The sequence below is a fragment of the Mesorhizobium sp. MC2-1-1 genome (assembly GCF_057597255.1).
The window spans coordinates 837,222-849,223 of the sequence record NZ_CP195205.1; the positions used below are offsets into that span (position 1 = coordinate 837,222).

The window sequence follows — 12,002 nt, forward strand, 5'->3', positions numbered from 1 at the left end:
ATCGCCAGCCTCGAAGCGACCGCACGTCCGGGCGCGTCTTGGCGCCAGGCCTTTTGGATGGGCAAGTGGGGATCGACAGCAGCCGGCGACCAGCGCGCCGGCTCAGGCATGACTTAACCCTGGCGGCCTTCCTGGGCGACCTGAGTAGGGGACCTTGTCAGGCGCGGGACCACGACAAGGCGCTTGATCTTGCCGCTCTTGTAGGCGGCAAGGAAGCGGTGATAGTCCTTGAAGACGACGCAGCCATTGGATTCCGCACGCCCGCCGCGCAGCATGTAGGTGTGGGCAAGCAGGCCGTTGCGGCCATATTTGTTGCTGCCGCTGGCCGGCGTCAGCCGGATTGCCTCGACGCCGTGGAAACGCGATTCCCGCAGCGACAGATTGTAGGTGTCCGGCGGCGTCGGGCCGACATTCTTCCGGTCGACGAAACGCGGCTGGTCGACCATCGAGCCCAGTCCCGAATGGGCCTCGAGCCTGGAGCCGTCCGGCATGTAAACGGTCCTCGCCGAAATATCGTAGACGGCGACGCCATTGCCCATCGAAGGACCGTTGAACAGGTTACGGAAGGCGTTGCCGAGCCCGCCGCGCTCCGGCGTGTCCGGCCTGGCGTAGGCGAGCATCTCGGATGCCTGCGCCTTGCGCTTGCCAGGTTTGGAATCCGCCACCATCGGCTTCGAATCCGGTACGCCCGGCAGTGCCTGGTTGCCGCTTCTCGGCGAGGCCGCAGTCGGCGTGCTTTGCGCGGTGTCGGGCGCGACCGGCTGCGGCTTGGCCGCCTGAGGCTTCACCGCCTCCGGCTTCCTCGGCCTGGCCGCGTTCTGTTCTGGCGTCTCGGTGGCGCGTTCAAGTGTTGTGCGGGGGCGAAGCCCGGGCACGGCAATGGTGTCGGGCAAATCGTCCTGCGGCGGCAGTGAGGCGACCTGATACTCGCCGTCCTGGCCATTCTGCGCATTGCCGGCGACATCGGGCGTATCGCCGTTTTGCAGCGCGACGGCGGTCGGAACGTCGGCCGTGTCCTCGGGCGCGATGTTGGCGAGCGCCAGCGCCAGTTCGGAAGCGCCGGCGATTTCGGCCGGCGGCGAACCGAAGCGGGCCTCGATCGGGGCGTCCGGTTGGGCGCCGCCGAAGCGGCTCGCCGAAGGCAGGCTGGCAAGCAGGAAGGGCGCCTTCTCGGCGCGGGCAAAGGCATCGGCAAGCTTCTGCGGCGAAAGCGCCGCGCGCTTCACCACGCCATCGAAGCGGTCTGCGGCTCCAGCGGCCGAAGCCACCACCACGACCTTTTCCTGCGCCACGCTGTCGGGCGCCGGCAGCTTGAGGCGCGCCGTCTTGCCGCCGTGGTCTTCATTTCTCGGCTTTTCAGAAGCTTGGCTGTCATGCCTGAAGCTTGCCGCGAGGCTGAAGCAGCCGGCATCGCAGCCGCCTGTGAGCGAGCCAGCCTTGTAGCCGCCGGCGACGGCAAGGTGCGGCGCCCAGGCATTGGCGATCTGCCGGCGCTGGTCGCCAAGCGCTATGGTGCGCAGCGAAAGCAGGCCTTGCGGCAATCCGTTGGAGGCGGCGGTCAGCGAGGTGCTCACCGAATAGAGCCCCGCCAGGGTGGCGGCCGACCATAAGGCGAGGGCGGCGCCGACAGCAGGCACCACGACCCAACGAGAACCGAACTTCTTCGAAGCTACCTCCCCATAAGGAGCGTCACCCCGGTTTTTCAAACGCAAAAACGCCATACGACCACTCTCAATCGGCATGCCGGTTTGCTGACCTGGCACCCGTCACGATCACAGTTCGCCGGTGCCCCCTGCACCTACTCGCGTCTGTTGCCGATTGATTCAAAAGATGGACAAAGATGGTTAACCAATCCCTCCACCAATCGCCGATTTGGCGACGGTCCACACGAAAAAAGAGCCTTCCATGGTCTTCGCCACGGTAAAAATGCTCTCCCTCACCCGCTTTGCTGCCCGTTTTTCCAGCCTCTGTCAAGAAACCGTGAACACCGGAACCGCAGCATCTTCAGCCGGCTAGAGGGCGATTGGGGTTAAAAAACGGCAGCGGAAGCAAGTCGCGCGGCTGTCCTGGCATTTGTTTTTGGGCCAGGCGGAACCCGGCGTAACCCTGTCCAACCCTGTTCGATTTGCGCTTGACCTTCCAGTTGCTGGAACCCGTAGCGTGTGTTGGAGGGTCGTCCTGGCGGCGCCATCCCAGACACGATCGAGGAGACGGAAAATGCACCGACGCGGCTTTCTGGTGGCGGGCCTGGCAGCGACCCTGTCGGGATCTCGCGCGCTGGCGCAGATGAAGATGGACGGCATGCCCGGCATGGATATGGGAGACCATGCGGGCCATGACATGGGCGCCATGGGGGGCGCCGTGGGCGGGGCCTCCGCCGCGCTGCCGGAGGGCGAGGCGCTGCGCGAATTGCCGCTGCTTGCCAATGAGGCCGGGTCGCCTGGGCTGTTCAAGGCAAGGTTGACAGCCGAGCCAGCCACGGCGCGCTTCATCGACGGTCAGGACACGCCGATCCTCGCCTATAACGGCACGAGCCCGGGGCCGCTGATCGACGCCCATGAAGGCGACCGCGTCGAGATCACCTTCGCCAACCGGATCGAGGGCGAGCAAAGCACCATCCACTGGCACGGCATGCCGGTGCCGGCCGATCAGGACGGCAATCCGATGGATCCGGTGGCGGCTGGCGCCGACCGCGTCTACGCTTTCGAGCTGCCCGTGGGCTCAGCCGGCTCCTACTGGTATCATCCGCATCCGCATGGCCGGACGGCCGAGCAGGTCTATCGCGGCCTCGCCGGCGCCTTCGTCGTCAAGGCGAAGGCCGATCCGGTCCCGGCCGCCTATGGCGACACCGCGCTCATGTTTACCGACCTTCGCCTTGCCGCCGATGGCACAATGCCCGACAACACCATGATCGACATGATGAACGGCCGGGTCGGGGACCATGTGCTGGTCAATGGCCAGAAGAACCCGAAACTGGCAGTGGCGTTGGGTGCCAAACGGCGCTTGCGGCTCTACAACGCCACCAATGCGCGCTTCCTCAGGCTCGCCTTCGCCAACGCCTCGATGACCGTCATCGGCAGCGATGGCGGCCTCCTGGAGGCGCCGGTCGCTGTCGACGAGCTCCTGCTCGGCCCGGCCGAGCGCGCCGAGTTGGTCGTCGCCTTCGACCGGCCGGGCGCCGCCACGCTCGCCACACTCGACTATGACCGCGGCTGGATGGGGCCGGGCCGGCCGTCGGACGCGGGGCTGACGCTGCTTACGGTCGATGTTTCCGAATCGCCATCGGCAGCGATGCCGCCGCTGCCGGAACGGCTGAGGCCCATCGCACCGCTCGGGGCTCCCACCGTTAGCCGACGCCTCGTCCTCACCGAGGCCATGACGATGAATGCCGCGGGCATGGGAATGGACTTCCTGATCAACGGCAAGGCATTCGACATGGGGCGCATCGACTTCGTTGCCCGGGCTGGCGACGTCGAGCTCTGGGAAATCGTCAACCAGAGCGACATGGACCATCCGTTCCATCTCCACGGCACGCAGTTCCAGGTGGTCGAGCGGGAGCGCGACGGCCACGTGTCCAGGCCGCCCTATCTGGCGTGGAAGGACACGGTCAACGTGGCGCGCCGCGAGACGGTGCGGATTCTCACGCGCCAGGAGCAACCGGGACCGCGAATGTATCACTGCCACATTCTGGAGCATGAGCAGCTCGGCATGATGGGCATCGTCGACGTGCGGGCGTGAGGTTCGGCGCTCGCCCTGAAGAAGTCGCCCCGCCCGACGGCGGGGCGATCCCGGTGCCGCTTTGTTGCGGGAGGCCTGATCTCAGAGGCCTTGCAGCCTTGCCACATCTTCCGGTGTCGCCGGGCGCTCGACGATCGTTTGGCCGGTGGCGTCCTTCTGTTCGAAGCGGCCGTTCTCGATCTCTTCCCTGGTGCCGTCGGGATGAGTGACTTCGATGTTGTTGCCGGCCACCTCGACCTTGTCGCCCGTCAACTGGTCGGCATGCTCCTGGTTGTGATCACCGACGCTGTCTGCGCCATGGTCGTCGCCCGGACCGTCGTCGCTGCCGCTGCCGGAGCTGCCGCCGTCATCGCCGCCACTGCCGCCGTCGTCGCCGCCACTCCCGGAGCTGCCGCCGTCGTCACCACCGCCAGGGCCGGAATTGCCGCCTGAGCCGGAGCCGCCGCTCGACCCGGAACCGCCGGAGGAGCCTGAACTGCCGCCATGGCCTTCGCCGCCACCGCCACCATCGCCGCCGCCGCCGCCACCATCGCCTCCGTTCGCGTAGGCGGCCGCTGGCCCGATCTTGGCGGCAGTGTCCAAGGCTAGATGGTACGGTGCAACCGCAAATGCGAGCGCGGTTGACGCGCGCATTGCCAGCCAGAAGAATCGAGATGAAATCAATTTCGGCATAATGAACCTCCGTTGCTAACCTGAAGGCAACGTCGGCCTTTGGACGATTATTCCTGATTGATGTCAGAAAATCTGAATCGAAGGCCCTTAAGGCGGAGATAAGACCTTATACCGACAAGATTACAGACCAAAGTCCATGATCTACGCGGAGCGGCCATACTTGCCTTGATTTCGCCCCGTCAGGCGGATCGATGGCGTCGCACCACGCGCCACTCATGCCAGATCAGCCACATGACGGCCACGTCGAAGACGGTCAGCACGAGCAGGCCGGGGGAATGCGTGTAGGAGTAGCGGTACATCTGGTAGGCCATGAAGGCGCCGAGCGCCAACAGCGAGGCCGGATAGGACCACAGCTTGCCGCGAAGCAGGCCGATGACCAGCAGGAGCTTGATCAGCCCGTGGCTGAGCAGGTAGAAGGCATAGAACTCCTTGCTCGCGATCGAGAATCCGGCGGCCATCCGCGACAAATGGCTGGCAATGAAGTCGTTGGGATCCTCGATCAATTCCTCCTGGGTGAGCATGTTGACCCATGAGGCGATAGTTTGGGTGGTGACGAGGTAGAGCAGGATGCCGCCGGCGCACTCGATCAAGGCATGGGCGCCTTTCAGCCATACGCCGACCTCAAAGAGCTGGTGAATGCGATGCTCGCCGGCGGGCTTCAACGATCTACCTCACGATAGGCCAGGGAAATCAGACAGGAATGGACGGTTTTCTCACACACTGGATCAACTCGGCTGCCGGCGTCAGTCCGTTCCTTGATAGGACAATGATCGCCATCTCACAAATCGGAGTGCCGCTGATGGTGGTTGCGGTCGCCCTGCAATGGTGGTCGAGGACCGACCGCGCCCATGTACGCCATGCCTGCCTGTCCGCCGGACTTGCCTTCCTGCTCGGGTTGGCGATCAACCAGGTCATCCTCTTGTTCGTCCACCGGATCAGGCCTTACGACGCCGGTGTCACGCATCTTTTGATTGCTCCAAGCGCCGACTGGTCGTTCCCGTCCGATCACGCGACCGCCAGCATGGCCATCGTCGCCGCCTTCGCCATGCAGGCGCTGCCGCGCCGCACGCTTGCCTTGCTCGTCATGGCCATCCTGATCTGCTGGTCGCGGCTCCATATCGGTATCCACTATGCTGGCGACGTCGTTGGAGGCGCGGCCACCGGGATCGCGGCCGCCCTGGCGGTGCGGCTTTGCTATCGCGAGAATTCACGGCTGGATGCCTTCGCCACGAAGATCTTTTAGAGGCCAAGGGTTGCGGCTGCCACCGCCAAGTATCGGCCGGCCTTGGCGACGGTGACGATGGCGAGAAAGCTCCATAGGGGTTCGCGCAGCACGCCGGCAATCACCGTCAGCGGATCGCCGATGACCGGAACCCAGCTGAGCAGCAGGCTCCATCTTCCATAACGGTGGTAGCGCGCCGCCGCGCGGTCGAGCGCGGCGGGCTTTGCCGGAAACCATTTGCGGTCGCGGAAGCGGTCGATACCGCGGCCCAGCAGCCAGTTGACCGTCGAACCCAGCACGTTCCCGATTGTCGCGACCAGAACCAGCGCCATGGGCGAATGAGTGCCGGCCAGGAGCAGGCCAACCAGCACCGCTTCCGATTGCAGCGGCAGAATGGTCGCGGCGACGAAGGCGGTCAGGAAAAGTCCGCCGAACGCGGCAAGATCACCAAGCATTGCGGCCCGTCAGTTCGCCTTTGGCCATTTCGGCTACCGATCATCCTCGACTCGGGTCATGGAGGCCATCGCCCGGCTTCGATTTTAGCCGGCGGGTATCACAAAAGCGACGCGCACGCCCCCCGCAATTTGATAGGCTCATAAATGCAAAACAGGGCCTAGTCGCTATGGATGCCAGCCAATTGCAGGCCATAGGCGATACGCTGATGCGCCTCGTCAACCCCGGCATGACGCCGAAGGAACTGGTCAGAGCGGTGCGCAAGGAGCACCCCGGCGTCAAGAAGAAGGACATCGCCCGCGCTGCCTTCCACGCCATTATCTCCAATGCCGACCAGGACCCCGGCAAGGCGCGTAACCTCCAGGCCTTCGCGCTTGCCGAGCGCACTCGGCAATCGGAATAAATTGCCGACAATTGTAGCGTTGGCCTTGCCGGAAACTTAATAAGCGATTGCTAATTTAATGACTCAACCGGCAGTCAGCCCAAAGCGGCAATGAGTTCATGACCAAGAACCTCGGCAATGCCAGGCCTAGCGCTCCCGCGAAGGAGATAAGCTCCTCGCTGTTCAGCAAGGCGGCGCCGGCGCTGTTTCCGCTGGTGGTCGCGGCGCTCGGCTATCTGGTCGGCCGGCATTATTTTGGTTTCTGACGCGGCCGGCTTTCGCATCCATTCGGTCCACGCGCTGCCGGTCGATCCGCCTCCTCGCGGCCCGTCTCGGCCAGGCTCCTTGCTGCTTTGGTCCTAGGGCCTAGGTCGTTCTTGCCCTCGGCCGGGCGCAAGCGCATCCTTGCGGCAGCCGGCGGCCTCGCAAACTCCGGTCAGGCCCGGCCGCCGAACCCAATCACCCCCCAAAGGCAGCCGGGCCGTCGCCGTGCCGCCGCTATGCGTCTTCTCACGCAGGTTGCCGCGGGTCATCCGAATTGCCCTAATCGCTTTTATCCCCCGGATGCCCCAAACATATCGAATGTGGCGAGTCCTTTGCACTAAAGTCCAATCAGATCAGCTTTCCGGCAACTTTTGGCGCTCCAGATCGTATTGTGTCGGCTACCAATAGTTCGACCCAAGGGGCAGGAGCTGTACAGGAGCTGTATATGGTAACGGCCGAGCCAGATGGTGTCCGCGTAAAAGCCGTCAATGGCCAATGGATCGTGCGCGTCGTCGACGGCGGCAGGCTGACGCAACAATTGTTCGATATTCAATCCCAGGCCGAGAGCTTCGCCGAGGAGGAGCGGCTGAGGCTGGGATTGCCCGGAGAGCCGCCCGCCGCGGAGCCGCTTGAGCCGGTCTTGCATGGAGCACGGGCTCGCTAGCGGGCGAGGGCGCATTAAACGCGCCATGCAAGGTGGCCTGTTGACCCCAGGTGTTTGGGCACAACCGCCGATCGCACACGTCGCCGGCGGAGTGCGATATTCCGCCTTCGCTACCCCAGATGTTCCGCCTTGAGCGTCTCCTTTGTTCGCTCAAGTGCGAACTGGCCGCCTGCGGCCAGGTCATTGGCGATCTGCGCGAGCTTATCGTCGGCCCTTCGATGCTTGCTGCCCCAGGCGCCCAGCGCTGCCAGCACCGGCAAAAGGTCGATGCCGGCCTCGGTCAGTCGGTAGATCGCTTTCAGCCCGTGGCTGGGGTCGTCGCTACGGGTGAGGATGCCTTCGTCGACCAGAGTCTGCAGGCGTTCGGCCAGCGTACGTGACGAGATGCCTTCGTCCGATTGCAGAAACTCGCGAAAATGCCTTTTCCCAGCGAAGACGAGGTCGCGGATGATGAGCAGCGTCCAGCGGTCGCCGAGCAGTTCCAGCGAGAGATTGATCGGACAGCCGGACCGTCCCTTGGTCGACATTCTCTATGCTTCCGTTTTTAAATCACTTTACTATTGACATCATTCTTGCCTATGCGTCAAATGATTGCAAAAGTAAAGCATTTGAGAGAGGGGGCCGTCATGGACCAGCAAGCCAACCCCACCACCGTCGTCGTGGGCGCAACCAGTGAAGTCGGTGCCGAGGTCTCGGCGCGGCTGGCCAGGGTAGGGCACAAAGTGCGCGGCGTGGCTCGCAGCCTTGGCGTCGCGCTCGACGACCAGGCGGCGCTCGACGCCGCCTTCGCGGGCGCCGACCGCGCCTACGTGATGGTTCCCTTCGATGTCACCGCGCCCGATCTGCATCGCTTCGAGGACGAGGCCGGCGCCCGGCTGGCGTCTTCCATCGCCAAGGCGGGCCTGCGTCGCGTCGTGCTGCTCAGCGGCCTCAACGCCCATCTCAAGATGGGCACCTCGCTCGGCGCCGCGCTGATGGAAGAGCGCCTCGCTGCGCTGGGCCTGGAGGAGCTCGTATTTATGCGCGCCTCTTTCTTCATGGAGAATTTCGTCAAGGGCATGGGCTTCGTCGAGCAGGCGGCGTCCGGCACCTTCGCTTCGCCCTTCCGCGGCGACCTGCCGATGCCGTTGATTGCCGCAAAAGACGTCGGCGAGCGCGCTGCCGCGCTGCTCGACGCCGAAGACGCCTTCGGCCAACGCGTCATCGAACTGCATGGCGGCGGCTACTACACGCTGGAACAGGCGACCGCGATTCTCGGCCGGGCGATCGGCAAGGAGGTGACCTACCATGCCGCGCGCTTCGCCGATGCCCGTGCCGGCATGATAGCCAACGGCCTGTCGGCCAGCTTTGCCGATGCGCTCGGCGAGACGGCGGCGAGCTTCAACAAGGCTGAGCGCTGGGCCTTAGAAGCGCCTTCGGCCGCAAACGCCACGCCGACAAGCTTCGAGTCCTGGGCCGAGAACTTCGCCCGCTCTGGCAAACCCGCCTGAAATCGAAAACGAGGAGAACGATCCTGAAAAGGCTCATCCTTCAGATGCAGATCTCGGTCGACGGTTTCGTCGGCGCCGACGAGGACCGTCGCTGGCAGCTCTGGCAATGGAGCGACGACAGCGCTTGGGACGAGGAACTGAGGCAGGACTTCAACAGCGTCTTCGAGACCGTCGACACCATCCTCTTGAGCCGCAAGATGGCCGAAGAGGGATATCTGACCCATTGGGGCAACGCGGCGAGGAAATATCCGAAGGACCCGTTCTATGCCTTCGCGCAACGCATCGTGGAGGCGCAGAAGGTGGTGGCGAGCGACAAGCTCGAAACATCGCGCTGGGAGCGCACGCGGGTCGTCAGCGGCGACTTGCCCCGAGAGGTCGCTGCGCTGAAGCAAGACGATGGCGGCGACATCGCCGTGTTCGGCGGCGCGAGCTTCGGGTCGGCGATGATCGCCGCCGGCCTGGTCGACGAGTTCCAGCTCTTCATCAATCCTGCGGTTCTGGGCAGCGGCCGCCGCATCTTCGACCAGGGCGGCTTTTCCAGGTTGAAGCTCCTCGGCTCGAAGCCCTATGCCAGCGGAATGGTGGTGAGCCGCTACGCCCCGGCGCGATGAGAGGGAAAAATCGAGATCGCATCGCCTTGAATCAATCCGGCAGCTCGTCCTGCCACGATCCCGACCACGCCTTCGGATCGGCCCCGGCCTCGCCGGTCGAGATGGGCGGGCCTAGGCTCGACCAGCCCGACGTTCTCGCCGTGCCGTCGCTGCGCTACCTGCAGGCGGCGCTTTGATGGCTGGGTTTCCCGCTCACGAAACCGTGTTCGGCCGGGGCGCAACTGTCACAAAGGTGACAAGGCGCCGAAGTAGCCGGTCATCGATGCGGTTGCTTTGCTGCATTGCTGTCCTCCAGCCATTCCCCAGCCACGAGGCACCCCAACATGACCAGGTCCTTTCTTTCCGTTTGCCTCGCTTCCACGGCGCTGGCATCGCTCTGCGCCGCCGCTCACGCGGCTCCTCCCGGCTACGACAAGATCGATACAGTCGTCGTCATCTACGCCGAGAACCGCAGCTTCGATAATCTTTATGGCGGCTTCCCCGGCGCCAACGGCCTGGCCAACGTTTCTCCCGAGCAGGCGCGCCAACTCGACCGCGACGGCAAGCCGCTTGCCGAATTGCCGCCGGCCTGGGGCGGACTGACCGGCAAGGGCGTCACGCCGGCGGTGACGGAAGGGCAGAGCGCGCATCTTCCCAATGCCGTCTTCGCCATCGACGATGCAAAGGGTTTCAACGAGGGCACCAAGGTCGTCACGCACGACCTTTGGCACCGCTTCTATCAGGAGCAGATGCAGATCGACGGCGGCCGGAACGACAAGTTCGTCGCCTGGGCCGATTCCGGCTCGCTCGTCATGGGCCACTATGACGGCTCCAACTTGCCGGTGTGGAACATCGCCAAGAAATACGTGCTGGCCGACAATTTCTTCCAGGGCGCCTTCGGCGGTTCCTTCCTCAACCATTTCATGCTCGCCTGCGCCTGCGCGCCTTACTATCCGCATGCCGACACCAGCCCGGCGAAGGGGCAGATCGCCATCGTCGAGCAGGACGGCGTGACGCTGAAATCGGCCGACAATTCGCCGCCTTCGGCGCTGGGCGGCGTGCCGAAATTCGCCAATGACGGCGCCATCACCCCCGACTTCTACGCCGTCAACACCATGCAGCCTCCCTATCAGCCGAGCGCCAACAAGCCGGCCGAGGGCGGCGACAAGGCGTTTGCCGACCCGGCTCAGCCGACCACGCTGCCGCCGCAGCATGAGATCACCATCGGCGACCTGCTGTCGCTGAAGGGCGTTTCCTGGGCCTGGTATTCAGGCGCCTGGCAGGCGGCGCTCGACGGCAAGAACGCCACACCCGTTCCGAACTTCCAGTTCCATCACCAGCCCTTCAACTATTTCGCCGCCTATGCGCCGGGCACGGCCGCGCGCGCCGAGCACCTCAAGGACGGCGGCCTCGGCGGCGTCGAGTTCATCAAGGCCATCGACGACGGCAAGCTGCCCGCGGTCGCCTTCTACAAGCCGCAGGGGAACCTCAACGAACATGCCGGCTATGCCGAAGTGATCTCGGGCGACCAGCACCTGGCCGACCTCGTCGCGCATCTGGAGAAGAGCCCGCAATGGCCGCATATGCTCGTCGTCATCACCTATGACGAGAATGGTGGCTTCTGGGATCACGTCGCGCCGCCCAAGGCGGATCGCTGGGGCCCAGGCAACCGCGTCCCGGCCTTGATCATCTCGCCCTATGCGAAGTTGGGCACGGTCGACCACACGCAGTACGACACCACCTCGATCCTGCGCTTCATCACCAACCGCTACGACCTGCCGGTGCTGCCGGGCATCGTCGCCCGTGACAAGGCGCTGCGCGACAACGACCAGCCGCCGATGGGCGACCTGACGGCGGCGATCGATCTGACGAAGTAGCGTTTCAGGACTTGGGTTCCTCGCCCCCGGAGACGGGGGGAGGCGTCCGAAAAGCGGACGGAGAGGGGCTAGTAGTGCGCTCCCCCTCTCCGTCTTGGCTTCGCCAAGCTACTTCTCCCCACTTTCATGGGGGGCGAGTAAACGCCAACCGCCTGCGGCCCGCCTCGGCGATTGCCCCAGTGAATTCCCGTCCGCTATCAATGGGCTCCAAATTGGAGACATTCGATGGCTGAGCTCAAAATCCGCACCAGAACCACCGGCGCCTCCGCCGTCCTGCCGCAGGGCGGCCTGCCGGCGGTAACGACGCCGACCGGTGGCATCGTGGACGTGGTGACGGCGGTGAGCGCGCCGGGCTTCAACCCGCTCGACCTGCTCTATGCCTCGCTCGCCGCCTGCATGGTGCTTAGCGCCCGCATCGCCGCCACGCGTCTTGGCGTGGCCGACCGGCTTGGCGAGGTGAGGGCGCAGGTCACCGGCGAGAAAGCGAAGGACGAACCGTCGCGGGTCGAGACCTTTACCGTCAAACTGGAAATCACGGGAGATCTCGACGCCGCGACGAAAGAGCGGATCCTGGCGGACGCCGAGGACATCTGCACCGTCTCCAACACGCTGCGCGGCGCGCCGGCGCTGCACGCGACGCTGGGGTGAGC

At 64.6% G+C, this 12,002-nt stretch carries 15 protein-coding genes; 10 read left to right on the plus strand and 5 right to left on the minus strand.

Annotation, left to right across the window (positions count from 1 at the left end):
- Positions 1–113 precede the first annotated feature (113 nt).
- Complete coding sequence (locus ACR64R_RS04040; RefSeq protein ID WP_487360399.1) at positions 114–1,640, minus strand: DUF2778 domain-containing protein; 1,527 nt, start codon at positions 1,638–1,640, stop codon at positions 114–116.
- A gap of 577 nt (positions 1,641–2,217) precedes the next feature.
- On the opposite strand from ACR64R_RS04040, the gene ACR64R_RS04045 reads away from it, so the two are divergent.
- Entirely contained in the window at positions 2,218–3,738 is a 1,521-nt protein-coding gene (locus tag ACR64R_RS04045) for a multicopper oxidase family protein (protein ID WP_487360400.1), read from the plus strand.
- Positions 3,739–3,819: 81 nt separating this feature from the next.
- Here ACR64R_RS04045 and ACR64R_RS04050 read toward each other — a convergent pair whose 3' ends face one another.
- Positions 3,820–4,320, minus strand: a complete 501-nt coding sequence (locus ACR64R_RS04050; protein WP_487360401.1) for a hypothetical protein — start codon at positions 4,318–4,320, stop codon at positions 3,820–3,822.
- A gap of 269 nt (positions 4,321–4,589) precedes the next feature.
- Positions 4,590–5,072 carry a DUF2127 domain-containing protein gene (locus tag ACR64R_RS04055; RefSeq protein WP_487360402.1) on the minus strand — a complete coding sequence of 161 codons (483 nt, stop codon included), beginning with the start codon at positions 5,070–5,072 and terminating at the stop codon, positions 4,590–4,592.
- A gap of 38 nt (positions 5,073–5,110) precedes the next feature.
- Between ACR64R_RS04055 and ACR64R_RS04060 the strand changes: the two genes are divergently transcribed.
- Positions 5,111–5,653, plus strand: a complete 543-nt coding sequence (locus tag ACR64R_RS04060; protein ID WP_487360403.1) for a phosphatase PAP2 family protein — start codon at positions 5,111–5,113, stop codon at positions 5,651–5,653.
- On the opposite strand, the gene ACR64R_RS04065 is transcribed toward ACR64R_RS04060, so the two are convergent.
- On the minus strand, positions 5,650–6,087 hold the full coding sequence (locus ACR64R_RS04065) for a YqaA family protein (protein ID WP_487360404.1): 438 nt from the start codon (positions 6,085–6,087) through the stop codon (positions 5,650–5,652). The genes ACR64R_RS04060 and ACR64R_RS04065 overlap by 4 nt on opposite strands.
- 182 nt (positions 6,088–6,269) lie before the next feature.
- On the opposite strand from ACR64R_RS04065, the gene ACR64R_RS04070 reads away from it, so the two are divergent.
- From ACR64R_RS04070 to ACR64R_RS04080, 3 genes are all read left to right on the plus strand, one after another.
- Positions 6,270–6,488, plus strand: coding sequence for a hypothetical protein (locus ACR64R_RS04070; protein WP_487360405.1), 219 nt, complete (start codon positions 6,270–6,272; stop codon positions 6,486–6,488).
- Positions 6,489–6,586: 98 nt separating this feature from the next.
- The gene (locus ACR64R_RS04075; protein WP_487360406.1) at positions 6,587–6,733 is read left to right on the plus strand and encodes a hypothetical protein; all 147 of its coding nucleotides are present in this window, start codon (positions 6,587–6,589) and stop codon (positions 6,731–6,733) included.
- A 443-nt stretch (positions 6,734–7,176) separates the two neighbouring features.
- On the plus strand, positions 7,177–7,395 hold the full coding sequence (locus tag ACR64R_RS04080; protein ID WP_487360407.1) for a hypothetical protein: 219 nt from the start codon (positions 7,177–7,179) through the stop codon (positions 7,393–7,395).
- 110 nt (positions 7,396–7,505) lie between these two features.
- Here the strand turns inward: ACR64R_RS04080 and ACR64R_RS04085 are convergent, their stop codons facing one another.
- Positions 7,506–7,922 carry a winged helix-turn-helix transcriptional regulator gene (locus ACR64R_RS04085; protein WP_487360408.1) on the minus strand — a complete coding sequence of 139 codons (417 nt, stop codon included), beginning with the start codon at positions 7,920–7,922 and terminating at the stop codon, positions 7,506–7,508.
- A 99-nt stretch (positions 7,923–8,021) separates the two neighbouring features.
- Here ACR64R_RS04085 and ACR64R_RS04090 point away from each other — a divergent pair, with 99 nt between their 5' ends.
- The 5 genes from ACR64R_RS04090 to ACR64R_RS04110 all read left to right on the plus strand — a co-directional run bounded on the left by ACR64R_RS04090 (position 8,022) and on the right by ACR64R_RS04110 (position 12,000).
- Positions 8,022–8,885: an NmrA family NAD(P)-binding protein gene (locus ACR64R_RS04090; RefSeq protein WP_487360409.1), complete on the plus strand. Its 864-nt coding sequence runs from the start codon at positions 8,022–8,024 to the stop codon at positions 8,883–8,885.
- A 23-nt stretch (positions 8,886–8,908) separates the two neighbouring features.
- Positions 8,909–9,496: a dihydrofolate reductase family protein gene (locus ACR64R_RS04095; RefSeq protein ID WP_487362373.1), complete on the plus strand. Its 588-nt coding sequence runs from the start codon at positions 8,909–8,911 to the stop codon at positions 9,494–9,496.
- Between the two features lie 26 nt (positions 9,497–9,522).
- A complete protein-coding gene (locus ACR64R_RS04100; protein WP_487362593.1) occupies positions 9,523–9,672 on the plus strand; it encodes a hypothetical protein in 150 nt (49 codons plus the stop codon).
- Positions 9,673–9,819: 147 nt separating this feature from the next.
- Positions 9,820–11,352, plus strand: a complete 1,533-nt coding sequence (locus ACR64R_RS04105; RefSeq protein ID WP_487360410.1) for an acid phosphatase — start codon at positions 9,820–9,822, stop codon at positions 11,350–11,352.
- A gap of 225 nt (positions 11,353–11,577) precedes the next feature.
- A complete protein-coding gene (locus tag ACR64R_RS04110) occupies positions 11,578–12,000 on the plus strand; it encodes an OsmC family protein (protein WP_487360411.1) in 423 nt (140 codons plus the stop codon).
- Positions 12,001–12,002 lie beyond the last annotated feature (2 nt).

Excerpts from the sequence above, each read along its gene's own strand:
- ACR64R_RS04110 (WP_487360411.1), top strand. The coding sequence starts at position 11,578 with ATGGCTGAGCTCAAAATCCGCACCAGAACCACCGGCGCCTCCGCCGTC.
- ACR64R_RS04075 (WP_487360406.1), top strand. The coding sequence starts at position 6,587 with ATGACCAAGAACCTCGGCAATGCCAGGCCTAGCGCTCCCGCGAAGGAG.
- ACR64R_RS04060 (WP_487360403.1), top strand. The coding sequence starts at position 5,111 with ATGGACGGTTTTCTCACACACTGGATCAACTCGGCTGCCGGCGTCAGT.
- ACR64R_RS04045 (WP_487360400.1), top strand. The coding sequence starts at position 2,218 with ATGCACCGACGCGGCTTTCTGGTGGCGGGCCTGGCAGCGACCCTGTCG.
- ACR64R_RS04105 (WP_487360410.1), top strand. The coding sequence starts at position 9,820 with ATGACCAGGTCCTTTCTTTCCGTTTGCCTCGCTTCCACGGCGCTGGCA.
- ACR64R_RS04085 (WP_487360408.1), bottom strand. The coding sequence starts at position 7,922 with ATGTCGACCAAGGGACGGTCCGGCTGTCCGATCAATCTCTCGCTGGAA.
- ACR64R_RS04065 (WP_487360404.1), bottom strand. The coding sequence starts at position 6,087 with ATGCTTGGTGATCTTGCCGCGTTCGGCGGACTTTTCCTGACCGCCTTC.
- ACR64R_RS04080 (WP_487360407.1), top strand. The coding sequence starts at position 7,177 with ATGGTAACGGCCGAGCCAGATGGTGTCCGCGTAAAAGCCGTCAATGGC.
- ACR64R_RS04090 (WP_487360409.1), top strand. The coding sequence starts at position 8,022 with ATGGACCAGCAAGCCAACCCCACCACCGTCGTCGTGGGCGCAACCAGT.